Here is a 24,907-nt window from a genome sequence, read left to right as displayed (position 1 = left end):
CAGGCCGACAATGGGCAATGCGGCCCGGTGTGACTCTGTCGGTTATTCATGCGGGTTTCGACGCTCACCAGATGACGTCGGTTCAGGTGACCTGGCCGGAAGTACGCCTGTGGCTAAACAGCCATCACAGCTCGACTTCGACCTGAATCACTTCATCGGTGACTTCGTCCAGTTGCCGAACCACTTTGTAGATGTGGCCGACAGCCTGCAGGGTGGGGCGGGGGATGTATTTGCCGACCTTGGAGCGGTACAGCGTCCGGGTCAGCCAGATGCTCTGCACCACCGGGATGCCGGCTTTTTTGGCGCGGGCAATCAATGCCAGGGCTTCCTCGTCTTCACCTTTGCAATGAATCAGAGGCAGAGGCGTTTCGCCTGGTCGGTAATACAGGGCCACCGCATAGTGGGTCGGGTTGACCAGCAGCATGTCGGCATCTTCCACAGGCTTGGGCGCAGCACTGGGCTCCTGATTGAGGATCTCCTGGGCCAGTTGCCGACGATGGCCTTTGACGTGGGGGTCGCCTTCCGACTGCTTGTACTCTTTCTTGATGTCTTCGTGGCTCATGCGCAGTTTTTTCGCATGGAAGTATTTCTGCATGGCGAAGTCGATCATGGCGATCGCCAGCAGCAGCCCCAATATCACTCGCAAAATATGCCTGAACAGCTCGACCAGGGCATGCCAGTAGGTCGTCAGATCGCTGTTGGCCAGCAACACCAGGGTGCCCAGCACAGGTTTGACTTGCACATACAGCGTCGCGCCGATGGCAATGGCCTTGAGAACGCTGAGCAGCAGGTTGAGCAGGTTTTGCCCGGAAAACATCTGTTTGGCGTGGGAGAACGGGTTGATCTTGTTGGGATCGATTTTCAGCGCCTTGGGCGCGAACAGAAAGCCGATCTGCATCCAGCTGCTGATCAGGCGCATCAGCATCGCTATACCGACGCTGCACAAGGTGAAGCTGAGCAGTACGGTGAGGCCTTCGCTGGCGATCAGCTCGACCGATGCGGCAAAGCTGCGGTCGATGCCTTTAAAGGACAGCGACAATAGCGCCTCCAGTCGGCTGACGCTTTCATCAGCCAGGGCCAGAGTGATTTCACTGACGGCCATCAACACCAGCAGTTTGCCGAGGTCCTGACTCTGCCCGACCTGACCCTTTTCCCGCGCGTCGCGCAGTTGCTTGGGCGTGGCCTTTTCGGTTTTTTCGCTCACGGCACTTGCACCAGAAGCGTCAGCAGCGACTTCAGATCAACCAGCTTCAACAATTGACCTGTGCCCAGTTCCAGCAGCGTCGGCAGATAGATCAGCAGAAAAGCGAGGCCGGCCATACTCTTGGCTGGCATGGCGAGGATCGAAACGTTCAGCTGTTGCGCATACAGGCCGATGATCGCGAACGCTGCTTCAATCAACAGCAGCAGCGCGATGAAGGGCGCGGCGTACAGCAGCATGTGCTGCATCGTCTGGTTCAACTGCTCCAGAAAGACATCCAGGCCGCCAGCGTTCATGCCCGGCATCCAGGCCGTCGGAGGCCAGACGCTGTAGCTGTCCCAGATGATCTGAGTCATCAGCGACAGCCCCCCGGTGAGGATTACCAGCATGATCAGGGTTTCTTGAAACAGTTCGCCCAGTGGCGTGGCGTCAGGGCCCAGCGCCGGGTTCAACTGGCCGCCGCTGAGCGCACCGCGCTGGCTGTCGAGCAGCGCGCCCACCGAGGCGAACATCCAGAATGGCGCATACAGCAACAGCCCCAGTAGCGTGCCGAGTACCGCTTCCTTGATCAGCAGGCCGCCGATTGCGAACCAGTTGTCGTCGAGGGACTCCAGAGCCTTGCTGATGGCCGGTGCCGGGATCATCGCCATCACCGCCACGACGGCATAACGCAACGGGCCTTTCAGGTATTTGAAGCAAAAGGCTGGCACCAGCAGCATGCAGGGCATCAGCCGTGCCATTGCCAGTCCCATGCCCAGCATGAATTGAAAGGCGCTGTGCGCGTCGAAGGGCATTTAGTGACTGACCCCGGAGCGTGCAATCAGGTCGAAGGCCATATTGATGAACTGGATCAGCTCGACGCCGATCCAGCGGCCGGTCATGGCCAGGGTCAGTCCGACGGCCCCCAGTTTGATGCCGAAGGGCAATGTCTGATCCTGAATCTGCATGAGTGCCTGCAGCAGCGAGGTGACCACACCCACGAGCACCGCAACGGCCAGCGGCGGGGCGGTCAGGATGACGACCAGAAACATGCCTTGCTTGAACAACGCCAACGCTTCCATGACCGCCTCACATGTAGGAATAGAACAGGCTGTCGAGCAGACGCGACCAGCCCGATACGAGCACGAACAGCAGCAGTTTGAGCGGCAGCGACAGTGTCATCGGCGAGACCATCTGCATGCCCAGTGCCAGCAACAGGTTGGAGACAATCAGGTCAATGACGATGAAAGGGATATAGATCAGAAAACCGATCTCGAAACCGGCCTGCAGCTCCGACAGCACAAAGGCCGGGATCGCCAGCAGAAGATCGTTTTTGTTGGCCTGATCGGCCATTTCCTTGGGCCACATGCGCTGGGTATTTTCCAGCAGATGGGCTACGACATCCGGGTCGGTGTTGCGTGTCATGAAGCGTTGCAGCGGCCCGATGACCACTTTGAGGCTGCTCTGCAGTTTGTCGGCGTTGCTTAGTTCCAGCGGGTGTTCATGAACCCGCTGCTGTATGTCGTGCGCCACCGGGGCCATGACAAACATCGTCGCGGCCAGGGCGATGCCATACAACGCCATGTTCGGCGGCACTTGCTGAACGCCGATCGCGTTGCGGGTGATCAGCAGCGTCATGGCGATCTTCAGAAAGGCGGTGCAGACGATCAACAGGAACGGGATCAGCGACAGCGAGCCGAGAAACAGCGCCAGCATGATCGGGTTGACGCCCTCCATGATCATGAGCGCGCCACCAGCCGGGTAATCTGCAAACCGAGGCGGCCTTCGACGTCGACCAGCTCGCCTTCGGCAACCACCTGCTCGCCATGGCACAGCGTGGCGTGGCCTGGCGCGATGCCGCTGACTTCGAGAATGGTTCCGGCGTCCAGTCGGCGCAGTTCGGCAAGGGTCAGTCTGAGCTCGCCGCAGCGCAAGGTCAGGGCCAGCTCCAGTGAGTCGAGCATCGGCGACTCGTTGTGTTCTCCCGACGCCTCTTCATGCTCCGCTTCGCTGTCCGCATAGCCGAATGCGTGCTCGGCATGCTCGTCGTCACGCAGTTGCTGATCAGCCTGTTCAGGCACCGGTTCTTCATAGTCGTCGAGCATCTCGACGTCGTCCTGATACAGATCTTCAGTACTCATGGTGACTGTGCTCCTCATGACCGAGCTGCAGAAAAAGATGCTGGGCCTGTTGGTCGGTGCGGGCCGCCCATTGACGTCCAGCGAGTGTCACGGACCCTTGTCCGGCGCTGTCGAACCGGCAGCGGGCGGGTAGCACCACGTCACCGGGGCGTAGCGAGGCGATTTGTTCCCGAGTCAGTGACAGTTCGCCGACGATCAGTGGTGTCGCCACCGACCAGGATTCGTCCACGTTACGATTCAAGACTTGCCAGTCAGCCGAACCCAGAAGCCTGAGCAGGGTGGCGGGTGCGGCGTGCAGGTGGGCATCGAGTCGTTCGCTGCCCAGTCGCACGAGAATCCTGCAGCCGATGGCTGGCTCGGTCGGTGCGTCTGAAAACGGCGCAACAGGCGCCAGCAGATCGGCGATCACCGGGCTCAGGCGCTGGTTGAATAACTGCCAGTACCAGGCCTGGTACTCGCCGCCGAGCGTTAAGGGCACTTCGCCCAGCAGGCTGAGCAACGCTTCGGCATCGCTTAGCAACAAGGGGCCGACCGCCGTATTCAACCAGACACCGTCTGCCGGTATCCGCGCGTCTTCGTGCTGCGGCAGCAGGCTCAGTTCGGCGTGCCAACCGCGGGCGCTGAAGCCCAGGCGTCGTCCGGCGCCGAGTGCGCGTGTGGCTTGGGCCAGCAGAGCGTCGACCTTGCGCAGACGCAGGGCGCTCATGCTGTGAAGTCTTCATGCATGTCCAGCTCGACGTCCTGGCCAAGTGCCTGCGCCAGCGATTCCCGGCATGCGCCGACCTGGCCCTGCAAGCGCTTGAGAACGTCACGTCGGCCAAAGCCCAGTTGAATGCTCCAGCGGTTTTCGGATTTGCTGGCGTTGACCCGCACGCTGCCCAGATTGGGCATGAGCAGGCTGAACGCCAGCGGACCGTCCGGCTGATCGGGCAAACGCTGCGCCAGCTCGTCGATCAGCTGAGTCGGTACGTTTTCGGACTGTGCAGAGAAGGCCACACCGCTGCCTCCGAAGCCCTGCTGATCCGGCTCTTCGCCTACCTGCGGTATCAGCAGTTGCGAGAAGAACATGCCGTCGGCGCTCATCGGGCTGTCGGCCACTGAACGGTTCAGCGCGAAACGAACCTTCTGCACATCGCCCCGTGGTGCTCCGGTAAAGGCTGGTGGCTGGTCATCGGACCTGGCGGGCTGACGCAGCGAAGGCAGGGGGCGCGAGGTGGCTGGCGGGGCGCTCGGCGCGGGTGGCGCTTTGGCAGGGGTTTTGATCGGTGCGGTCATCGTCACTTAACCTTCTTCGTTGAGCGTCTCCTCCATGCAGACGAGTTTCTCGACCGCGCGCTGAGACGCCTTGGCTTGCAGCCGTTTCTGTTCAAGCAACGCCTGTTGTTCAGCTACTCGCATTTGCTGTTGCTGCACGTCCTGGCGGATGTAAGCCAGGCGGTCGAGCATGGTTCTTTCCTTTTCGTGCCAGCCGTCGACATCAGTCAGGCTGAGCGTCTTTTGCAAATGCGCATGGGACAGACTCTCGCGGCGGCGCTTATGGTTGTCGCGTTCCTGATTCAGCGACGCCCTTGTCTCTGCTAAGTGGTCGAGCATCGATTTCAGTTCCAACTGCGCTTGGCGATGGGCCCGCTCGGCACTGGCCTGACGGTGTTGGCGTAATGGCGTGAGCAGACCGATCACCTGCTGCAGAGCGACCTGTTGCGGGTCGTCTTCCAGTGGTTCGTCCATGGCTACTCCGGCAGTTGAGAGGTGAGTTGCAGCAGCCTGTCGAGGGTTTCCTGCAACGGCACGGGTTCACGCAGGTCCTGGCGCAGGAACGCGTTTATGGCCTCGTTCAGTTGCACGGCACAGTCGGTGACCGGGTCGGCCCCGGCCTGGTATTCACCCAGGCGCAGGAGCATTTCCACTTGTTTATAGGCAGCCAGTAACTGGCGCAGGCGATTGTTCGCCCGTTGATGTTCGCGACCGGTGACGTTGCTCAGGATCCGGCTGATGCTGGCTGACACATCGATTGCCGGGTAGTGCCCGCGTTCGGCCAGTTTGCGCGACAGTACGATGTGCCCGTCGAGCAGCGAGCGCACTTCGTCGGCGACCGGATCGTTCATCGAGTCCTGTTCGATCAGCACCGTGTAAAGCGCGGTGATCGAACCGTTCTCGCTCATCCCGGCGCGTTCCACCAGGCGTGGCAGCAGGGTGTACACCGAGGGTGGCAGACCGCCGCGCCCCAGCGGCTCGCCCGAAGCAATGCCGATTTCCCGTTGCGCGCGGGCGAAGCGGGTCAGCGAGTCGAGCAGCAACAGCACTTTCTGGCCTCGGGCGCGAAAGGCTTCGGCGATGGCGGTCGCGGTGAACGCAGCGCGGGCGCGCTCCATGCTGGAACGATCGGATGTTGCACAGACCAGCACCGAGCGGCGGCGCAGGGTTTCGTCCAGTTCGTGGTCGAGAAACTCGCGCAGTTCGCGGCCCCGTTCGCCAATCAGGCCGAAAACGATGACGTCACAATCCATGTTGCGCGCCAGTTCGGCCATCAGCGTGGTCTTGCCGCAGCCTGCTCCGGCGAACAGCCCGACACGCTGGCCCTCGCCGAGCAGAATCGCACTGTCGATGGCGCGTATCCCGGTGGGTAACGCCCGGGTGATACGCGGTCGCTGGGTCGGGGGCAGGGCGTCGGCGATCACCGGCAGAGTCGTGCGGCGGTCCTCGGGGCCGGCGAAAGCGCCGAGGCAATCGCCCATCAGCGGGCGCCCGAAACCGTCCAGTACACAGCCGAGCAGGCTGTCATCGACGCCGATCCGGTGTGCCACGCCCAGCGGGCGGATCGGTGCGCCGACCTGAATACCGTCGGGTGGGCCCAAGGCACTGAGCAGCGTGCATTCCTGGGTGAAGCCGACGATTTCGGCCAGCAGCAACGAGCCGTCGGCTTTGCTCACTTCACACAGATCGCCGACCTTGGCCGATGGAATCTTGCACTCCAGCAGAATTCCGCGCACGGCGCTGACGCGGCCAATGACGCGCACCGCGCAGTACTGGCTCAAACGCTTGGCGTGCGCGTCTTTCCACAGGTTCAGTGCTGCATTCACCAGTTCACCTCGATATGGCGATTACCGTCGAATTGCAGGCGCTGATTATCGATTCGGGTGAGGCGCAGGCCATCCACTTCGTCACCTACGTAAACCCGTCGACCGTCGGCAGTCACCAGATGCGCATGCGGCCCGGTCATGATCTGAACCACCACAAAGGGCAGGGTGTTGCGATTGCTGCCCACGTTGTCCAGAACGGTTACCGGCGAGTCGTACAGGGTCTTGAAGCGCTGAAGCATGCGCTGGTAGACCAGCAGCGATTCTTCTTTCAGATCGCCGTTGAGGACCAGCCCGTCGGGCGTCTCTTCTACGCTGACATCAGTCAGCAGGCGGTCGCTGAGCATGGTGCTCAACTGGTGGCGGACGTCATCCGCGCTGCTCAGACGTATGCGTTTGTCGGTCACAGGGTTTGCAGCCCTGGCTGGCGCCTTGGGTGTATCGGGCGAGGCCTCTGTCGTGGCGGCCGCCAGGTGTGCCGGGCTCTGATCCATCGCAATAGCGGGCGGGCGGGTCAGGCTCCAGGCGCTGCCGATGACGCCCACCAGCAGCCCGGCGATGATGCCCGTGGTGCGGTTGAGAAACTGCGAGCGGGACTTGACCTTCTCCAGCGGCACGTCGTTGCGTGCCGGCCCGGATTCGGCCTCAGGCTGTTTGGGAATCACGGCGGGCACGGAGGGCCATTCATCGCCCGCAGACGAAACGCACAGCCACACCGAACCCAGCATGAAGGCGTTGTTGAGCGTCAGGTCGATGCTCGGCCGGGCGTTGCCCTGTTCGTCGCAGACCGCGCCTTGTTCAGCGTTCAGTGTCCAGTTGTCGTCGACACGTTGCAGGCGGCAATGCAGGCTTTCCACGCCCGCATCGTCCAGCGCCAGATCGTGTTGTCCGGCAGAGCCAATCGACCATTGCTCACCGATCAGCGGTAATGCCGCGCCTTGGTGCTGGCCGTTCAGTACGCGTAATTCAAACATCTGAAAGTCTCCGTGCGTTCAGGCCTTGCAGGCTCAAGCAGCATGCTCGTTGTCCAGCGGCTCGAGATCGTCTTCAAGGTCGAATCGACCCATGACCTTGACCTTGGCCGCATTGCTGATTTCCGCGAAAGATAGTACGGGTACATGGTAGAACTCCTCCCTCAACAAGGTACGCAGAGGGCTGCGCAGATCCTGTGCCACCAGCAGAACCGCCTGTTCGGGAGCTCGTACCGGGAAGGCAATGTGCAGCTGTTGCACGAGCATCTGGCTGATCTCGTTGCTCAGCGCGAAGAATGTTTCGGTTTGCGTCTGGCGCAGGCCATCCCGCAACAACCCCTCGCTTTCCGGCGTCAGCAGCCACACTTGCAGGCCTTCGGCACCGCAGTACTGGTGGTAGATCTGCGACTTGAGCGCAATGCGTACGTAGTCCGTCAGCACATTGGTATCGCGTTCATGCTGACAGTGCTCGATCAGGGTTTCGGCAATGACCCGGATCGCCCTCAGCGGCACACGCTCCGAGGCCAGGCGTTGCAGGACGGCCGAGAAGCGCGTCAGGGTGAGGACCCGTTGCATTTCCTGAGCGAGTTCCGGTTGCTCGGACTCTAGCCAGCTGAGGATGGCTTTGGTTTCCTGCAAGCCGATGAACTGCGGCGCGCAGGACTGCAATGTGCGCTCCATGCGTTCGATGATCAGGGTCGTGGAGCTGACCGGGTTCAAGTCGCCAGACTGCTCGGCCGGCAGCCAGACCCATTGATCTTCCTGGCGGTCGGTGTTGCCCGGGATGGCCGCCGGAAGGTTTTCGCCTGCCAGCTGGCGTGCTTCCACGGCGACATGGCTCTGCGTGAAGGTGGCCTTGAGCATCGGTACGTCATAGACGGTGAAGCGAAACTCGTCCGGGGCAATGTCATCGACATGCTCGATGATGAACGAAGGCAGGGTCAGGCCGTACTGCACCACCAGACGGTTGCGGCGCTTGCGTATTTCGCTGACCAGCGCTTCGATCTGCGCGCTGTCCTGGCCGGGATGGAATTGCAGCACAAACTGCCGGCTGGGGGAAAAGGTACGCAGGTCTTCCTTGCCGTTCATTTCTGGCGCCACAGCGGCTGTACGTTGCTCATCGGCCTTGGGTTTTGCCCGTTGCAACTGCAGCAGTCCACCGGCACCGCAGATAATCGCGATGGTGATGAACACACCGGTCGGCATTCCCGGCAGTGCAGCGAAGCCGAGCATGGCCACCGAGGCGATGATCCAGGCCTTGGGCTGACTGGTGATCTGCTCGGCAATCTCGCGGCCGATATTGGCTTCCGCCCCTGCCTCGGTGTTGGGCACGCGAGTGATGATCATGCCGCTGGTGACGGAGATCAGCAGCGCAGGAATCTGGGCGATCAGGCCGTCACCGATGGTCAGCACGGTATACAGCTGCAAGGCGTCGCCCGCTGCCATGTTGTGCTGCAGCACGCCGATGGATATGCCGCCGATCATGTTGATGGCCACAATGATCAGGCTGGCGATCGCATCGCCGTTGACGAACTTCATGGCGCCGTCCATCGCACCGAACAACTGGCTTTCTTTGTTCAGTTCGGCGCGTCGTTTACGGGCCTCGTGGACGGTGATCAGGTTGGCGCGCAGGTCACTGTCGATGGACATCTGCTTGCCGGGCATCGCGTCCAGGGTAAAACGCGCGCCGACTTCGGCGACCCGTTCCGAGCCTTTGGTGATCACCAGAAAGTTGACCACCGTCAGGATCAGGAAGATCACCAGACCCACCGCCAGGTTGCCGCCCACCACGAACTGCCCGAACGCCTCGACGATGTGCCCGGCGTCCTGGTTGAGCAGAATCAGCCGCGTCGTAGACACCGACAGGGCCAGGCGAAACATCGTGGTCAGCAGCAGCACGGCAGGGAAGGTCGAGAACGCCAGTGGCCTGGGCAGGTGCATCGCCAGCATGATCAGCAGGCAGGAAATACAGATGTTCACGGCGATCAGCACGTCGATCAAGCCGGTGGGCAGCGGCGTGATCATCATGAACACGATGGCGATCACAAAAAACGCACCGACCAGTTCCGAGCGGCGCATGGCCGACAGCGCGACCATGTTCAGAAAGTTGATGACCCGGTTCATCAGGCAAGCCCCTCGTATAATTGCTTCTGTTCCTTATGCGTGAGCTCGGCCATCAGCGTGAGTAGATTATTCAGCGCGGCCTGACGGCTTTTCAGGTCCCGCCAGAGCAGGATCGGCAACTGCATCAGCATCGGCCGCAGGCCATTGAGAAACGCCAACTGGTGTTCGAGCCTGTTGCCCCCGATGTGCTGGGTCAGTTGCAAGGTCTGATTCACATTCATGCCATTGGCCGTCAGGGTCAGCATGTGTTTGAGGAAGGCCGGTGGGTCCACCGTCAGTTTGGGATTCTTTTTGCGCATGCGCCCCAGCAGGTGTTCGCAGCCGCGCAACAGCGTAGTGACATGGCGCGCGGTGGTCAGGCCATGCATCAGCGTGCGCAGTTGTTCATGAGAAGCCGACGGGGTAATCGCCGAAAGATCGTCGGCGATGGCGATGCGCATGTCGCGCAGGTTCAGGTCGAACTCGCCGGGTTCCTGTTGCTCGCCAATCAAGGCTTCGATCAAGCCCGTGACGTTGGGTTGTCCGGAAACCGCTACGCCATACAGATTGCGCAAGGCCGTGCGGCGCTTGTTATCGATGTTCTGGCGCCCGAAGGCTCTTGCGGTATTGATACCGGCGCGTGCGCGCGGGCCGAATCGGCGGCGCAGATGTTTGAGCGTCTGGGTCAGCGCTGCATATTCTGCTTCAGCCCCATCGTCTTCTGCCTGTTTGCGCGCTGCCTGCAACACCACGTGAGCCTTGGCAGCGTCGCCGTCAGCGAATTCCAGAACCTGTTCCAGATCGGCGTCGTTGTCCTGCAGCAGTTTTTTGCGCAGCAGTCTGGCGGCGTTATCCAGCCCGGTGTCGCTGGTGCTCATCAGCAACTGATAAAGCTCGCCCAGCTTGACGGCCCGCGACTGCAACGCGTTCCTGCTCGCGATCAGTTCTCGCTCACGCAATATCCGGCTGTGCTGCACCAGAGCCGCAGCGAAGCGCGAAACCTGCAGTGACGAGGTGCCTTTTTCATCAGGCAACCCGCTGCCGGGAATCGCTCGCGCAGCCGGTGTGATGGCGCGGATTGGCGCTACCGGACGAATGGGCAATGTAGGCGGGGCGACAATTTTCATAGGACGATTCTGGGCCTGGTGTGACCGCTGAGTGGGTCGTTGGCCCGGTTCGGTTCCCTGGTGCCGAAGGCTCATGCGTTTGTGCCAAAAGCTGCAGAGCTAAAAATCATGTTGCGCAAAAAAATGTATTACAAAGAATTTCACATTTTAAAATATTTATATAAATCATGTGGTTATGATTATTTTTGGACTGGCATGGTTATCGCTATAGGACTTGCACTCCATCAATTGAGGCAAGCCCATGCTCCCGAATCTTGTGATCCTTGATGCAACCGAACCACGCCAACCATCGTCGTCCGCCGGTATCCGGCAATTGACGGCCGATCAGGTCCAGATGCTCAGAGCGTTCATCCAGAAGCGGGTGAAGAACGCTGATGATGTGGATGACATCCTGCAATGCGTGTTTCTCGAGGCGTTACGCAATGAGCACAAGTTTCAGCACGCCAGCAAACCGCAAACCTGGTTGTGTGGCATTGCGCTGAATCTGATCCGTAATCACTTTCGCAAAATGTATCGTCAGCCCTATCAGGAAAGCTGGGAAGACGAGGTCCATACGGACCTGGAGTCGAACGGCGATATCACCCATCAGGTAGACGGGCACCGACAGCTGGCACGCGTCATAGAGGCCATCGACTGCCTGCCGACGAACATGCAGAAGGTTCTGGAAGTTTCTCTGGAAATGGATGGCAATTATCAGGAAACCGCCAACATGCTCGGTGTTCCTATCGGCACCGTCCGCTCCCGACTGTCCCGGGCACGGGTGCAGCTCAAGCAACACATAGACCCGTTCGCCTGAGTGAATATCTGTCTGGAACCAACTTGCGCGCAAAACCACACAGTTGCCATCCCTCACCACTTGGATGGCAACCATGCGTATATCCAGTTCTCCCAGTCCTGCCCTCGGCAGCATCGTGAATCAACCCACCTCTGGCGAACTGGCTGCTGAGACGCCATTGGCCAAAGCTTCGCTTACGCAGGGCAGCGCAGGTGGTGGTCAGGCTTTTGTGCAGTTCGGCCAGGCCAACGACAGCCCCTCTTCCTTTTCGGTAACCGAGCAAAGCGGTTCATCGCTGATGAGTCTGCTGACTCGCAGCAGCAGCAGTGAAAGCACCTCCAGCGTCGATCAGGACGGTGATCAGGTGTCCCCGATGACATCGGTCTCGGCCACAGCGAGCTCGGCATCCACGGCGGCCTCCAGCCCGGCGAATGCCCCAAGCGCTACCGATGCAGCGTTTCTCGATAACTCCGAATATTCTTCGCCCGAGGCGCTCAAGCGCTGGGAGCCGATGGTTGCCAACCTGCCGCCCGAAGAACGCGAGCAGGCGGCCAAAGAACTCAACCGGCCCATCGCCGCAGCGTGGATGGCCAGAGAGGATGGTCCCAATGCCGAAAAGGCGATGGCGTTCATCAATGCCAACCCTGCGTTGAAGACGGCGGTGGACGTCGGCAAGGATGGCGGTAATGCGGATGGCAAAATCACCAACAAAGACCTCAAGGCGTTCGCCAAAAATATGGAGAAGGCGGCCGACAATGCCGACAAGGACGTGGCCAAGTACATGGAAGATAACCCCGGCGCCGATCCTCAATCCCTTGAAATGGTACGCAGCGCAGCGGTGATGCGCGCCAATATGCCGTTGGCGACGGCAGCCGACCCTCATCATGCCGTCGGGGCGGCGGACAAAACCGATGTCGATGGTAATGTCAGCGCCGAGGGTCTGAAAGCGCTGATTAAAAGTAACCCCGGGTTGTCAGGTACGCTCAAACAGTCCTGCAACATGTGGTCGCAGGCGGGCTTCCTCAGCCAGGTGGATGAAGCCGGTCTGACCGGGCGCAAGAAGGCTGCGCATAGCCCCGACCAGGTGTTCGATGCGTCCAATATGAGCGAGTGGATCAGGAAGAGCGCCCCCAAAAATGGTGGCCAGTTCGCCAGCATGCTCAGCGATGCCGCGACGTTGAATTCGGTAGCCGGTATCGATATCAGCAAACTCAATGCTCAGGTTTTCGAGAAGCCCGAGGCTTACACAGGCGCGCAGAAAGCCGCTGTGATGATCAAGTTGCAGCAGACCCAGCAAAGCGTGATAGCCGGGCGGGATTTGCGCAATACCGAGAAGACCGAGGCGGGCCTTAACGACCGAATTGCCCGGTTGCAAGAGGATCCAGACGTTCAGGAGTACCTCAACAAAAGCATTCCCGAGCAGGAGCGCAGCCTGGTTCGCAGCGATTCGGCGCTGCAGAAGGCCGTGACTGAGCAGGCTCAAAACGTCAACAGCGGAAAGGCCTTGCAAGCCGACATGGCAACCGCAGACAAGGCCGTCGACAAACACAACCCCAACCCCGATTACAGCGGCGCCATCACCGGCCTGTCGGCTCAACTGCAACTGCAAAAAGACCTGTTTCCCGATACCCAGGTGCCCACTGCCCAGCAAGTATTCAACAACCAGTCTGATGAACTGCAAACGAAGATCGCCGACTCCTACGTTCGCAATTTCAGCGAGGGGGGCGCTCTGAAACAACTGCTTGGCCAGAAAAAGTCTGACGCCGGCGAGTCTTTGCAAACCGCAGATAACCAGAAAGCGGCGTATGAAAGCGTGCTCCCCGCTGATTTCGTTAATGATGAGCGTGAGAGCTACACGGCCAGCACCTTGTCCGAACTGCAGAACTCCAAAAAAGGCCGCAAGTTGCTGGAGGGCAAGACCGATGAAGAGGGCGGCCCTTCGCTGGCCGAGCAGCTCGCCGAGCAAGGTATCGGAGGCAAGGCATTCAACTCGGTCATGGGCTTTGCGTCAGTATCTGACAGGCTCGCCAGCGGTGACAAGCTGGGCGCTGCTCAAGGCATCATCGACAGCTCCAGGTTGGGCGCGGAGGCAATCAAGGGCGGCATAGACACCGGCGCGAAAATGATGGGCCGCGAGGCGTCCGCGGGTCTTGGTCGTCTGGGCGGACAGATGATCGGCCGCGCTGTCGGTCTGGTTGCCGGTGAAGCCACAGGGCTTGCCGCAGGCGCAGCGCTGGGTGCTGCTATCCCGGTCATCGGCTGGGCCATCGACGGTGCCATGGCTTTGGGTTTTGGTATTTCGGCGATTATCGACGCAGTCAAAAAGCACAAGGCGCAGAAGGCGTTTGATCATAATGTTGACCCGGTGCTGGATCAGTTCGGGATTGACAGGGCGCATTGATTGAATTGAATCGGCTCAGACGCCTTGAATGCTGAGCCTTCATTTCTACAGATCCGTGTGAGCTGTTTAATCGGCCGCATGAAAGTTTATGGACAGCGTTAGCGCTAGACGCTAAAAAACCGAGGCTATTTGACAAATATCGGCCTTTTGTCAGGCCTGACATTAAATTAAACAGTTAAAAAAGGTGAGCCCGAAGAGTTGCGTATCGTCAAAAGCATCTGTCATTTCTTCGGACAGCTTTCGCGCATCATATACAAACTCTCCAGAGGCATCCTCTGTCCATCAACGAGCCAGGACGCCAAGGTGCGGTGAGCTTCAGGGGCCCCAAGTGAGCGGATTGATGCCTTGCCAGCAGGCGTTAGTAGGAGTGGCCCGATGGCCTGATCCGCATTTTAACAGCCTGCTGAATCGTGGGACGGTGGTGCCCTTGGTTTTCGGATTCGAAAAAGTCAAAGGTCTTTCTGCCCATGAGATCAGTACCTCTATACCGGGCAAGAATAATAGGTTTATGTACTAGGCAAATGAGCATCGCCTGGCCGGGGAGGCAGACGGTGGCAATCGAGGAAGTGGAGATCAGAAGCCTTGGCGATCTTGTAACGCTGTCTCTGGGATGTGAGCTCAAGAATATAAAGCTGCCTGAAGATCTGCTTGTAAGGCTGAAAATAAGCAAGAAAGAGAAAGCCGAGTATCTGGATGCGTCAGCTGTTGACAGGTTTCGCAAGAATCTTCTTGATCAGGTCTCGGAAATGTCCAATGGTGCGCCCTTGAATACGCTGAGTCTTGAGGCGCTACAGGATATAAACGCGGAGTTGCGTGTGCGTGATCTGCGGACTTTTCTTCGGCAGTCCTGACAGCGTTGGCGCTCTTTCAGCAAAGTGACGCACGTCTTTCTATAACCTGATTCGTCTTGCAGTGGAGCTGAGGCCGCGATACACGGCCCCGGCTCCAATAGGGGGGCTGGCCAAACCCGTTACTCCAGCTTTTCGTTTGCTGAGCAAGCCGAGCCTCGACTCGTTCCTCCTGCCTCTTGAGGTGACAACCTTTATTCTTCTCGAACACCTGTCCTCGGACAAAACGCGCCAACCATAAGGCGCGTTTTTTCAGAGGACGTGAGTCAAGGCTTGGCCCGGACCCTGTTTGCGGCAAGGAAGTCACCTGCTCGCTTTATTTCCTGCATTCTGAAACCTTCAATAGAGGTAACGTGCTGACCGGCAGATCGTTGCGCCCGGTAGGCACGGTTTCTGTGTAATAGCGTTTCCATATGCAGACCGCCCTGGTCTTTAGTGACGGTGGTATCTTTTTTCGGGTGATTCTCCACGAAGCTTTTTGACTGAGCATGTTTCAAGAAGGTCGCCGGGATAGGCACCTGCTTTTCTCCATTGTGCAGACGGGAGGTATATTCTTCGTGATGTTTAAAAGCTTTCAGGGCGTTATTAAGCGCAAACATGGTGCAGTCAGTTTTCGAGTATTGAAGAAAATTTCCTACCATTTTGAGTTTGACGTTGCCTAATGCTGAAAATATTTCCCTTTCTGCAGCATCTATAATGTTCCCCGGGGCAGACTCAAAGCCGACAATCGACGGTCGATGGCCGTATCTCAGTTGGATATCCAAGGCTATATGGTGGTCTGGCATCTTTTTGAATGGGGGGTAAACAACTCGCATACTCAGCGATTGCTTGTTTTTTTGAATATCCCTGTTTTGCTCTTTTATCGCCTGGTAACAGTCTTTATGACTTTTGAATGTATACAGATTCAAGCCGGGATTTCTTGTATTTTCCGCTTTGGCGAACAGCGGCAGTAACTTGATATCTCCTTGCGTAATATTGGAGTTCGGACCTTCACCCTTTTTCACTTGGTTACAGACCATTACGGCATATTCATGCAGATCCTTATCACGCAAAGCTAACTGGGCCAGGTTAATCGGTTCCATCTTCTCCAGTAGGCGCTTAGGTATTGCTTCGGGCTTCTCAGGTATAGCATCTCGCCGTGATGCTTTCGGTGAATTCAGCATCATTGTATGAAAATCTTCCAGCTCAGAATGGTTCCGCCCGCCGGGGAGGCGAAATTGTAAAAGGGCGGACGACGAAGGCATTGAACCTTCAGCCTGCGGAGTATCATTCGCGCCGGATGAGCTGGCCCCTGATTCATATCTTCCTGCCGCGCGCGCGTTTTGCGGTGATGCCGCTGTCTGGTTGGCGTTGTATCTGATATCCGTTGGCAGCGCATCCTGACGTCGCAGACGTCTGCCCTCGCTACGCTGTAGCGGTGGGTTAGTTACCGATGATGACGAAGCGCTTTCAGTGTTCTCTGCCTGAGTCCCCTGACGTCTGTTCGGACCTGAGATATTCATCGAATAGTCCCCGCCATGGTTAGCATTAAACCGGCTTTCGTCAGCCTGGTTGAGGAGGCGAGCGGAGCAGAATGGCCATGCAGTAACTTTGCCCGCCATATTTTCGCCACTTCGATCATCTGAACGCAGGCGCTGACAAAGTGATCCTCATCAATCCGTAACGGATCAAACCGCTGAAAAAGCAGCACTTCATTATTTTTTTCGTCCAGCCCGAAGGCCGCACCATCGCTGGAGCCGTAATGAAAGAGGTTGGCGGCCAGAATATCGCTCAGAAGTGTGCTGCTGGCTGGAGTAGAAAGCGTGCCCACGCACAGATAAACAAACAGCGTATTTTGCTGTTCAATCCGTTCCAGCGTCATGTCCAGTTCGTTGACCTTCAGACAGCACAGGTGATTCGCATCCAGAGAAAGCGGTCCACTTTCAAGCCTTATCGCCAACGCATTCAGCAAGTCTTGTATCGTCATAATCGGAACTCTGCAGGTCAGGAAAATGTGCACCAGCCGCTATCGAGGCCAAACCTCGCCCTGTCATGGCCAGGTCCTGTCCGGCTGGCCCGGTGCTCTATTACTGATCGTTGAGTGGTTGAGGCCTTCAGTCAGTTCCCCAGGCATTGATCGACTCAATGAAAGATCTTTTAGGGGGCGCCTTAGAAAAAGGATTTTAAAGTACGTTAAGCTGAACTGATTTCAGCTGTTGTAATGGCCGGAATCTTGGCGACGCCAGCTAGGGCATTACTAACCGGTCTAGCCTAGCAAGCTCTTCAGTGAATCCGTAAACGGCGTTTTTCAGCGCCTTGAATCGCTCATTCGCTGCCAGAATCGCTGTTTTCGTACCAAATCGGCGGGGTTGGCAACCACTTGGCCTAGTAGTCCGGGTCGAGAGTCGGCGGGCAGGCCCGCAGCGGCTCGATCGCGTCCTGATGGCTCATGCCTCTGGCCAGTAGCGTGTCGATTTCCTTCCGGATCTGATCGCGGCAGGCTGCCTGGTAGAGCAGGGGCCGGCTGTGAGCGATCTGGTTTAGCGCTCGCTGAATCGGCTTGGGTAGCGTTTCAGGTTTGGTGATGCTCATGGCGGTGGTGGTGTCGAGAATCAGCGCTTTACCCTCGGGCATTCCCATGGTGACAACTACCGGCGTACCCCACAGGCTCGGTGACGCTGGCGGGCGTCACGGTGGGGTAGGCGCCAAGCCCCATCATTTTGGCTTTGCCGCCGAGACGGTAACGGAACCGCCAAAGCTTCGAGCCGCCACGTGTGATCTCAAGGCAAAGGCCAGCGGTATCCGTCAGACAGTAGAGTTTTTCGCGGGGCTTTGCGGTACGAACGGCTGTGTCAGTGAGAGCCAAGACAAACCCTCTGGGCTGGCGCTGGCGGGGGATTTTCCCGTCAGAGTGTGAGTAGAAATCTGGACCGAACTCGATCTACTCACAATAAACTGGGCTTACAAGGGATTCGCTGGGAAAGCTGAGCACAAAAAAACCGGCTCGTGGGCCGGTTTATCTGGTGTTCCGGGTCTGGTTGGGACCTCTGGATACTGCTATGTGGTGCCCCGAGGGAGAATCGAACTCCCACTTCTTTCGAAAACGGATTTTGAATCCGCCGCGTCTACCAATTCCGCCATCAGGGCTCAATGGCGGCGAAGTATAAGGATGAGTTTTCTGTTGGTCAACAGGGATTTACGCAGGTTTTTTACTAATGCCGTCAAACCGGATAAACTTCCCGGCCCTGCTAAACGAACCCGATCATGCGCGTCGCTGACTTTACCTTCGAACTCCCCGATTCCCTGATTGCTCGCCATCCGCTGGCCGAGCGTCGCAGCAGTCGTCTGTTGACCCTCGATGGGCCGACGGGCGCGCTGGCACATCGTCAATTCACCGATTTGCTCGAGCATTTGCGCCCGGGCGACTTGATGGTGTTCAACAATACCCGGGTCATTCCTGCACGCCTGTTCGGGCAGAAAGATTCCGGCGGCAAGCTGGAGATTCTGGTCGAGCGCGTGCTGGACAGTCATCGGGTGCTGGCGCATGTTCGCTCGAGCAAGTCGCCCAAGCCTGGCTCGTCGATTCTGATCGATGGCGGTGGCGAGGCCGAGATGGTGGCGCGGCACGATGCGCTGTTCGAGCTGCGTTTCTCCGAAGAGGTGCTGCCGTTGCTGGAGCGTGTCGGCCACATGCCGTTGCCTCCTTATATAGACCGTCCGGATGAAGGTGCGGATCGCGAGCGCTATCAGACCGTTTACGCGCAGCGTGCCGGTGCTGTGGCTGCGCCGACTGCCGGCCTGCATTTCGATCAGCCGCTGCTCGAGGCGATTGCCGCCAAGGGTGTAGAAACCGCGTTCGTCACCCTGCATGTCGGCGCTGGGACGTTCCAGCCGGTGCGCGTCGAGCAGATCGAAGATCACCACATGCACAGCGAATGGCTGGAAGTTGGCCAGGACGTGGTCGACGCTGTGACGGCGTGTCGTGCACGGGGCGGGCGGGTGATTGCAGTGGGGACCACCAGCGTGCGCTCGCTGGAGAGTGCCGCGCGTGATGGCGAACTGAAGCCGTTCAGCGGCGATACCGACATCTTCATCTACCCAGGCCGGCCGTTTCACGTGGTCGATGCCCTGGTGACCAATTTCCATTTGCCTGAATCCACGCTGTTGATGCTGGTTTCGGCGTTCGCCGGTTATCCCGAGACGATGGCGGCCTACGCGGCGGCCATCGAGCACGGCTACCGCTTCTTCAGTTACGGTGATGCGATGTTCATCACCCGCAATCCCGCGCCGACGGCCCCACAGGAATCGGCACCAGAGGATCACGCATGAGTCGCACCTGTCGTATGTCTTTCGAGTTGTTGGCCACCGATGGCAAGGCCCGTCGCGGTCGGCTGACCTTTCCGCGTGGTGTGGTGGAAACCCCGGCGTTCATGCCGGTGGGCACCTATGGCACGGTCAAGGGCATGCTGCCCCGTGATATCGAGGCGACCGGTGCACAGATGATTCTGGGCAACACGTTTCACCTGTGGCTGCGTCCGGGTACCGAAGTCATCAAGGGCCACGGCGACCTGCACGATTTCATGCAGTGGAAGGGGCCGATTCTGACCGACTCCGGCGGCTTTCAGGTGTTCAGCCTGGGCGCCATGCGCAAGATCAAGGAGGAGGGCGTGACGTTCGCTTCGCCGGTCGATGGTGCCAAGGTGTTCATGGGGCCGGAAGAGTCCATGCAGGTCCAGCGTGATCTGGGTTCGGACGTGGTGATGATCTTCGACGAATGCACACCGTACCCGGCCGACGAAGATGTGGCACGTGTCTCCATGGAGTTGTCGCTGCGCTGGGCCAAGCGTTCCAAGATCGCCCACGGCGAAAACACTGCCGCGCTGTTCGGCATCGTTCAGGGCGGCATGCACGAGAACCTGCGCAAGCGCTCGCTGGAAGGCCTGGACGAAATCGGTTTCGACGGTCTGGCGATTGGCGGTCTGTCGGTGGGCGAACCCAAGCACGAGATGATCAAGGTGCTGGACTACCTGCCAGGCCTCATGCCGGCAGACAAACCTCGTTACCTGATGGGTGTAGGCAAGCCGGAAGATCTGGTCGAAGGTGTGCGTCGTGGCGTCGACATGTTCGACTGCGTGATGCCGACCCGCAACGCCCGCAACGGCCATCTGTTCACCGATACCGGTGTATTGAAAATCCGTAACGCGTTCCATCGCTACGACAATACGCCGCTGGATCCGACCTGCGATTGCTACACCTGCCAGAACTTCTCGCGCGCTTATCTGCATCACCTGGACAAGTGCGGGGAAATGCTGGGGAGCATGCTCAATACAATCCACAATTTGCGGCACTACCAGCTGCTTATGGCTGGTTTGCGCGAGGCTATTCAACAGGGTACATTGGCCGCCTTCGTCGATGCCTTCTATGCCAAACGCGGCCTTCCAACGCCGCCTCTGGGTTGAAACAGAACGAGTTTTTCCTGCTTTTTATACTAATTATGTAACTGGAGCGACAAATGAGCTTTTTCATCTCTCCCGCTTTTGCGGATGCTGCTGCACCGGCTGCCGGTCCTGCGGGCAGTGGTTTCGAGTGGATCTTCCTGGTCGGCTTCCTGGTCATCTTCTACCTGATGATCTGGCGTCCACAGGCCAAGCGTGCCAAAGAGCAGAAAAACCTGCTGGGCAACCTGCAGAAAGGCGATGAAGTTGTCACCAGTGGCGGTATCGCGGGCAAGATCAACAAAGTGACCGATGACTTCGTGGTCATCGAAGTGTCTGACACCGTTGAGCTGAAAATCCAGAAGGGCGCCATCGCGGCCACTCTGCCTAAAGGCACCCTGAAAGCGATCTGAGCAACAACTTTTTACCCATCGACGGGGCGCGCAAGGCGCCCCGCGTTTTAAGCGGGCGGCGTGATGCTGAACAAATACCCTCTGTGGAAATACGTACTGATCCTGGCGGTGCTGGTGGTCGGTTTTATTTATTCCGCACCCAATCTCTACCCTGATGATTCTGCCATCCAGATCAGCGGCGCAAGCACTGCGCTGCAAGTCAATCAGGCGGACGTGGATCGTGCAGCCAAGGCGCTTGCCGATGCCGGCATCTCGGTCAAGGCTTCTTCTCTGGCCGAGAATGGCAAGGGCGGTTTGTTGCGTCTGAGCAAGCAGGAAGACCAGTTGCCAGCCAAGGATGTCGTGCGCAAGGCGTTGGGTGACGATTATGTCGTCGCACTGAACCTGGCGCGTACCACGCCGACCTGGTTGCGTAAGCTGGGTGCAAGCCCGATGAAGCTCGGTCTCGACCTGTCCGGCGGTGTGCACTTCCTGCTGGAAGTCGACATGGACAAGGCGATCGATGCACGTCTGAAAGTCTACGAAGGCGAAGTCAAATCCCTGTTGCGCAAGGAAAAGGTGCGTTATCGCAGCCTGCCGCAGCTGGGCAATGTGATTCAGCTGGGCTTCACCGACGACGCAGAGCGTGAGCAGGCGCGTGCACTGGTACGCAAGACCTTTACCGATTTCGAAATCACGCCTGCCGAGCTGAACGGTATCCCGGTGCTGCGCATGGCGTTGACGCCGGCCAAGCTGGCCGAGATTCGCGAATACTCGATCAAGCAGAACCTGACCACCGTGCGTAACCGGGTCAACGAGCTGGGTGTTGCCGAGCCGCTGGTTCAGCGCCAGGGTGCCAACCGCATCGTGGTCGAGTTGCCGGGTGTGCAGGACACGGCCGAAGCCAAGCGTATTCTGGGCAAGACCGCCAACCTCGAATTCCGTCTGGGTGCAGGCCCGGATGATTCGAAAGGCACCACCGAGATGTTCGAATTCCGCGAAGGCGGTCGTCCGGCAGCGGCGGTGGAGCGTGGTCTGATCATTACCGGTGATCAGGTGACTGACGCCAAGGCCAGCTTCGACGAGCATGGTCGTCCACAGGTGAACATCAACCTCGATGGTCACGGTGGCGAACTGATGAGCCGTGCAACCCGCAGCAATGTGGGACGCAGCATGGCGGTGATCTTCATCGAACAGCGTCCGACCACCACCTACACCAAACAGATGGTCAACGGCGTCGAAAAAGACGTGCCGGTCCAGACCTTCAAGGAAGACAAGAAAATCATCAGCCTGGCGACCATTCAGTCGCCACTGGGCAGTCAGTTCCGGATTACCGGTCTGAATGGTCAGGGTGAGTCTTCCGAGCTGGCGCTGCTGTTGCGTGCCGGTGGTCTGGCGGCACCGATGTACTTCGCTGAAGAGCGCACCATCGGTCCTAGCCTGGGTGCCGACAACATCACCAAGGGTATCGATGCATCCCTGTGGGGCATGCTGTTCGTCTCGCTGTTCATCATGGCGATCTACCGCTTCTTCGGTCTGATCGCGACCGTGGCACTGGCCCTCAATATGGTCATGCTGCTGGCCTTGATGTCCTTGCTGGGTGCCACACTGACCCTGCCGGGTATCGCCGGTATCGTGTTGACCATGGGTATGGCGGTGGACGCCAACGTGCTGATCTTCTCGCGGATTCGTGAAGAGATCGCCAACGGCATGACGGTTCAGCGTGCTATCAACGAAGGTTTCGATCGTGCCTACACGGCGATCCTCGACGCCAACCTGACGACGCTGCTGGTCGGCGGCATTCTCTTTGCGATGGGCACCGGCCCGGTCAAAGGGTTTGCGGTGACCATGTCGCTCGGGATCTTTACCTCGATGTTCACGGCCATCATGGTGACCCGCGCTATGGTCAACCTGATCTACGGCGGTCGTGACTTCAAGAAGTTGTGGATTTAAGGGGCTGCCATGTTACGTACCATCAACTTCATGGGCGTTCGCAATGTTGCGTTCGCCATCACGATGCTCCTTACCGCACTGGCGTTGTTCAGCTGGTTCCATAAAGGGCTCAACTTTGGTCTGGACTTCACCGGCGGTACGCTCATCGAGCTGACCTACGAACGTCCCGCCGACCTCGGCAAGGTCCGTCAGGAGCTGGTTTCGGCGGGCTATCACGAAGCCGTTGTACAGAGCTTCGGCGCTACCACTGACTTGCTAGTGCGCATGCCGGGTGAAGACCCGCAACTGGGTACTCAGGTTGCCGAGGCGCTGCGCAAGGCTGGTGCCGATAACCCGGCAGTGGTCAAGCGTGTCGAGTTCGTCGGCCCGCAGGTCGGTGAAGAACTGCGCGATCAGGGCGGCCTCGGCATGCTGATGGCGCTGGGCGGTGTTCTGATCTACCTGGCATTCCGCTTCCAGTGGAAATTCGCAGTCGGTGCGATCGTCTCGCTGATTCACGACGTGGTGGTGACGATGGGTATCCTGTCGTTCTTCCAGATCACCTTCGACCTGACGGTGCTGGCGGCGGTGCTGGCGATCATCGGTTACTCGCTGAACGACACCATCGTGGTCTTCGACCGGGTACGCGAAAACTTCCGCCTGCTGCGCAAGGCTTCGCTGATCGAGAACATCAACATCTCCACCACGCAGACACTGCTGCGCACCATTGCCACCTCGGTTTCGACCCTGTTGGCGATCGTGGCATTGTGGGTGTTTGGCGGCGACAGCCTGGAAGGCTTCTCCATCGCGTTGTTCATCGGTGTACTGGCGGGTACCTACTCGTCCATCTACATCGCCAACGTAGTGCTGATCTGGCTGAACCTGACCACCGAGGATTTGATTCCGCCAGTGGTCGTCGAGAAGGCTGACGACCTCCCGTAGGTCCGGCCATCATAAAAAAGGCGCGAGTGCTGAACTCGCGCCTTTTTTTATGCTCCAAGGCTAGGCATTGCGCAGCCATGCTGCGTTTCGATTGGTCAGGAGGTTCAAGTGAACAAGTCTATGCTTGTTGGTGCTGTGTTAGGTGCTGCTGTCGTGACTGCTGGCGGCGCCGTTGCCACCTATAGCTTGGTCAAGGGTGGTCCTGAGTATGCGGATGTTTTGGCGGTAGAGCCGATCAACCAGCAGATCAAAACCCCCCGTGAAGTTTGCAAGGACGTAACCGTTACCCGTCAGGCGCCGGTCAAGGACCAGCATCAGATCGTCGGTAGCGTTATTGGCGCGGTTGCCGGTGGTTTGCTCGGCAATCAGGTTGGTGGTGGTAATGGCAAGAAAATCGCAACGGTCGCAGGCGCGCTCGGCGGTGGTTATGCCGGTAACAAGGTTCAGGAAGGCATGCAGGAGCGTGACACCTACACCACTACGCAGAACCGCTGCACAACGGTCAACGATGTGAGCGACAAGGTTGTGGGCTACAACGTCAAATACAAGTTGAACGAGAAAGTGGGTCAGGTTCGTATGGAGCGTGATCCGGGTAGCCAGATTCCGGTCGACAAGAACGGTCAGCTGATATTGGGTCAGGCGCAGTAACGCCAGCCGCTGGGCTTCACAAGACATAAAAAAACCGGCTTGCGCCGGTTTTTTTATGCCTGCAGCTTAACGCTTGAGTGAAGCTGGCAGGTGCGGTGCGATCGCGGTCAGTACCGCCTTGAAGCACTTGGTGTTGCCAGCAACGATGTGGCCTTTCTCAAGGAAGTCGTGACCACCGGTGAAATCGCTGACCAAACCGCCTGCTTCCTGAATCAGCAGGGCGCCTGCAGCCATGTCCCACTCGGACAGGCCTGACTCCCAGAATGCATCGAAGCGACCGGCAGCGACATAAGCCAGGTCGAGGCTTGCAGCACCTGCACGGCGGATGCCGGCGGTCTGGCCTACCAGGCTGCGGAACATGCCCAGGTAGTTCTCGATGTTGTCCATCTGGTTGTCACGAAACGGGAAGCCGGTGCCGAGCAGGGCGCCTTCCAGGCTCTTGCGCTGGCTGACGCGCAGACGGCGACCGTTCAGGGCAGCGCCACGACCACGGCTGGCGGTGAATTCTTCCTGGCGGACCGGGTCGAGAACCACGGCGTGCTCGAGGCGGCCGCGGTATTTGCAGGCGATGCTGACGGCAAAGTGCGGGATACCGCGAACGAAGTTGGTGGTGCCGTCCAGTGGGTCGATGATCCACAGGTAGTCAGTACCCTCGCCGCTGCCTTCGTGCAGGCCGCTTTCTTCGCCGAGAATGCCGTGAGTCGGGTAGGCCTTGCGCAGAGCGGTGATGATGCTTTGCTCGGCAGCGCGGTCGATCTCTGTGACGTAGTCTTTGGCTTCTTTTTCGTCAACCTTGATGGTATCCAGGCGCTCGATGGAGCGGAAAATCAATTCGCTGGCGCTGCGGGCGGCGCGCAGCGCGATATTCAGCATGGGCTGCATGGATAATTCACCTAAGGTTGTTAAAGAGAGCCGGGCATTCTATGGGCTGATTCGAATTATTTCCAGCCTTGCGT

General features: G+C 58.7%; 26 protein-coding genes, 1 tRNA gene and 1 pseudogene. 10 read left to right on the top strand and 18 right to left on the bottom strand.

Features of this window, described 5'->3' with window-relative positions; genetic code table 11:
• Positions 1–124: 124 nt before the first annotated feature.
• Genes sctU through sctW form a run of 12 tightly spaced genes read right to left on the bottom strand, consistent with a single transcriptional unit; the run spans position 125 to position 10,599 of the window.
• Positions 125–1,204, bottom strand: a complete 1,080-nt coding sequence (sctU, locus tag JOE29_RS18645) for a type III secretion system export apparatus subunit SctU (RefSeq protein ID WP_003421879.1) — start codon at positions 1,202–1,204, stop codon at positions 125–127.
• Positions 1,201–1,995 carry a type III secretion system export apparatus subunit SctT gene (gene sctT / locus JOE29_RS18640; RefSeq protein WP_003339813.1) on the bottom strand — a complete coding sequence of 265 codons (795 nt, stop codon included), beginning with the start codon at positions 1,993–1,995 and terminating at the stop codon, positions 1,201–1,203. Before sctT ends, sctU begins: the two co-directional genes overlap by 4 nt.
• A complete protein-coding gene (sctS, locus tag JOE29_RS18635; protein WP_003339811.1) occupies positions 1,996–2,262 on the bottom strand; it encodes a type III secretion system export apparatus subunit SctS in 267 nt (88 codons plus the stop codon).
• Positions 2,263–2,269: 7 nt separating this feature from the next.
• Complete coding sequence (gene sctR, locus JOE29_RS18630) at positions 2,270–2,923, bottom strand: type III secretion system export apparatus subunit SctR (RefSeq protein WP_210079749.1); 654 nt, start codon at positions 2,921–2,923, stop codon at positions 2,270–2,272.
• The gene (locus JOE29_RS18625) at positions 2,920–3,321 is read right to left on the bottom strand and encodes a FliM/FliN family flagellar motor switch protein (RefSeq protein ID WP_024959577.1); all 402 of its coding nucleotides are present in this window, start codon (positions 3,319–3,321) and stop codon (positions 2,920–2,922) included. Before JOE29_RS18625 ends, sctR begins: the two co-directional genes overlap by 4 nt.
• A complete protein-coding gene (locus JOE29_RS18620; RefSeq protein ID WP_024959578.1) occupies positions 3,311–4,027 on the bottom strand; it encodes a hypothetical protein in 717 nt (238 codons plus the stop codon). Before JOE29_RS18620 ends, JOE29_RS18625 begins: the two co-directional genes overlap by 11 nt.
• Entirely contained in the window at positions 4,024–4,596 is a 573-nt protein-coding gene (hrpP, locus tag JOE29_RS18615) for a type III secretion system protein HrpP (protein WP_003383951.1), read from the bottom strand. The genes JOE29_RS18620 and hrpP overlap by 4 nt, the downstream gene beginning before the upstream one ends.
• Before the next feature lie 6 nt (positions 4,597–4,602).
• Complete coding sequence (locus tag JOE29_RS18610; RefSeq protein ID WP_210079748.1) at positions 4,603–5,049, bottom strand: type III secretion protein; 447 nt, start codon at positions 5,047–5,049, stop codon at positions 4,603–4,605.
• Between the two features lie 2 nt (positions 5,050–5,051).
• Positions 5,052–6,401: a type III secretion system ATPase HrcN gene (gene hrcN, locus JOE29_RS18605; protein WP_004418817.1), complete on the bottom strand. Its 1,350-nt coding sequence runs from the start codon at positions 6,399–6,401 to the stop codon at positions 5,052–5,054.
• Complete coding sequence (gene sctD / locus JOE29_RS18600; protein ID WP_016567371.1) at positions 6,398–7,372, bottom strand: type III secretion system inner membrane ring subunit SctD; 975 nt, start codon at positions 7,370–7,372, stop codon at positions 6,398–6,400. Before sctD ends, hrcN begins: the two co-directional genes overlap by 4 nt.
• A gap of 33 nt (positions 7,373–7,405) precedes the next feature.
• Positions 7,406–9,493: a type III secretion system export apparatus subunit SctV gene (gene sctV / locus JOE29_RS18595; RefSeq protein ID WP_003339795.1), complete on the bottom strand. Its 2,088-nt coding sequence runs from the start codon at positions 9,491–9,493 to the stop codon at positions 7,406–7,408.
• Complete coding sequence (gene sctW, locus JOE29_RS18590) at positions 9,493–10,599, bottom strand: type III secretion system gatekeeper subunit SctW (RefSeq protein ID WP_003421896.1); 1,107 nt, start codon at positions 10,597–10,599, stop codon at positions 9,493–9,495. Before sctW ends, sctV begins: the two co-directional genes overlap by 1 nt.
• 241 nt (positions 10,600–10,840) lie before the next feature.
• Between sctW and hrpL the strand changes: the two genes are divergently transcribed.
• The 4 genes from hrpL to JOE29_RS18570 all read left to right on the top strand — a co-directional run bounded on the left by hrpL (position 10,841) and on the right by JOE29_RS18570 (position 14,626).
• Positions 10,841–11,395: an RNA polymerase sigma factor HrpL gene (gene hrpL / locus JOE29_RS18585; protein WP_004403098.1), complete on the top strand. Its 555-nt coding sequence runs from the start codon at positions 10,841–10,843 to the stop codon at positions 11,393–11,395.
• A 73-nt stretch (positions 11,396–11,468) separates the two neighbouring features.
• The gene (locus JOE29_RS18580; protein ID WP_210079747.1) at positions 11,469–13,775 is read left to right on the top strand and encodes a type III effector HrpK domain-containing protein; all 2,307 of its coding nucleotides are present in this window, start codon (positions 11,469–11,471) and stop codon (positions 13,773–13,775) included.
• 184 nt (positions 13,776–13,959) lie between these two features.
• Complete coding sequence (locus JOE29_RS25505) at positions 13,960–14,292, top strand: hypothetical protein (protein WP_229699124.1); 333 nt, start codon at positions 13,960–13,962, stop codon at positions 14,290–14,292.
• Between the two features lie 4 nt (positions 14,293–14,296).
• Positions 14,297–14,626: a hypothetical protein gene (locus JOE29_RS18570; protein WP_210079746.1), complete on the top strand. Its 330-nt coding sequence runs from the start codon at positions 14,297–14,299 to the stop codon at positions 14,624–14,626.
• Between the two features lie 263 nt (positions 14,627–14,889).
• On the opposite strand, the gene hopZ3 is transcribed toward JOE29_RS18570, so the two are convergent.
• The 5 genes and pseudogenes from hopZ3 to JOE29_RS18545 form a co-directional block, all read right to left on the bottom strand.
• Positions 14,890–16,125 (bottom strand): YopJ family acetyltransferase, encoded by a 1,236-nt coding sequence (hopZ3, locus tag JOE29_RS18565; RefSeq protein ID WP_210079745.1) that lies wholly within the window; start codon positions 16,123–16,125, stop codon positions 14,890–14,892.
• Positions 16,122–16,589, bottom strand: coding sequence for a type III secretion system chaperone (locus tag JOE29_RS18560; protein WP_024664423.1), 468 nt, complete (start codon positions 16,587–16,589; stop codon positions 16,122–16,124). The genes hopZ3 and JOE29_RS18560 overlap by 4 nt, the downstream gene beginning before the upstream one ends.
• A 398-nt stretch (positions 16,590–16,987) precedes the next feature.
• The gene (locus JOE29_RS18555; RefSeq protein ID WP_235387512.1) at positions 16,988–17,242 is read right to left on the bottom strand and encodes a hypothetical protein; all 255 of its coding nucleotides are present in this window, start codon (positions 17,240–17,242) and stop codon (positions 16,988–16,990) included.
• Positions 17,243–17,288: 46 nt separating this feature from the next.
• Positions 17,289–17,468: pseudogene (locus JOE29_RS18550) on the bottom strand (Arm DNA-binding domain-containing protein); the annotation flags it as partial.
• A gap of 196 nt (positions 17,469–17,664) precedes the next feature.
• Positions 17,665–17,749: transfer RNA gene (locus JOE29_RS18545), tRNA-Leu, on the bottom strand.
• 117 nt (positions 17,750–17,866) lie between these two features.
• Here JOE29_RS18545 and queA point away from each other — a divergent pair.
• The 6 genes from queA (at position 17,867) to JOE29_RS18515 (ending at position 23,951) form a co-directional block, all read left to right on the top strand.
• Positions 17,867–18,931 carry a tRNA preQ1(34) S-adenosylmethionine ribosyltransferase-isomerase QueA gene (queA, locus tag JOE29_RS18540; protein ID WP_210079744.1) on the top strand — a complete coding sequence of 355 codons (1,065 nt, stop codon included), beginning with the start codon at positions 17,867–17,869 and terminating at the stop codon, positions 18,929–18,931.
• Positions 18,932–18,945: 14 nt separating this feature from the next.
• Positions 18,946–20,061 carry a tRNA guanosine(34) transglycosylase Tgt gene (gene tgt / locus JOE29_RS18535; protein ID WP_177205322.1) on the top strand — a complete coding sequence of 372 codons (1,116 nt, stop codon included), beginning with the start codon at positions 18,946–18,948 and terminating at the stop codon, positions 20,059–20,061.
• A gap of 53 nt (positions 20,062–20,114) precedes the next feature.
• Positions 20,115–20,450, top strand: coding sequence for a preprotein translocase subunit YajC (gene yajC, locus JOE29_RS18530; RefSeq protein WP_002552468.1), 336 nt, complete (start codon positions 20,115–20,117; stop codon positions 20,448–20,450).
• 63 nt (positions 20,451–20,513) lie between these two features.
• On the top strand, positions 20,514–22,382 hold the full coding sequence (gene secD / locus JOE29_RS18525) for a protein translocase subunit SecD (protein ID WP_003421910.1): 1,869 nt from the start codon (positions 20,514–20,516) through the stop codon (positions 22,380–22,382).
• Between the two features lie 9 nt (positions 22,383–22,391).
• A complete protein-coding gene (gene secF / locus JOE29_RS18520; protein ID WP_003415403.1) occupies positions 22,392–23,303 on the top strand; it encodes a protein translocase subunit SecF in 912 nt (303 codons plus the stop codon).
• A 108-nt stretch (positions 23,304–23,411) separates the two neighbouring features.
• Positions 23,412–23,951: a glycine zipper 2TM domain-containing protein gene (locus JOE29_RS18515; RefSeq protein WP_003421912.1), complete on the top strand. Its 540-nt coding sequence runs from the start codon at positions 23,412–23,414 to the stop codon at positions 23,949–23,951.
• A 66-nt stretch (positions 23,952–24,017) separates the two neighbouring features.
• On the opposite strand, the gene suhB is transcribed toward JOE29_RS18515, so the two are convergent.
• The gene (gene suhB / locus JOE29_RS18510) at positions 24,018–24,833 is read right to left on the bottom strand and encodes an inositol-phosphate phosphatase (RefSeq protein WP_003314166.1); all 816 of its coding nucleotides are present in this window, start codon (positions 24,831–24,833) and stop codon (positions 24,018–24,020) included.
• Positions 24,834–24,907: the final 74 nt, after the last annotated feature.

This window comes from Pseudomonas sp. PvP009 (assembly GCF_017832995.1).
In the GTDB taxonomy this organism is placed as follows: Bacteria; Pseudomonadota; Gammaproteobacteria; order Pseudomonadales; family Pseudomonadaceae; genus Aquipseudomonas; species Aquipseudomonas syringae.
The sequence above is the reverse complement of the archived record's forward strand: the minus strand, read 5'-3'. Positions and strand labels throughout refer to the sequence as shown.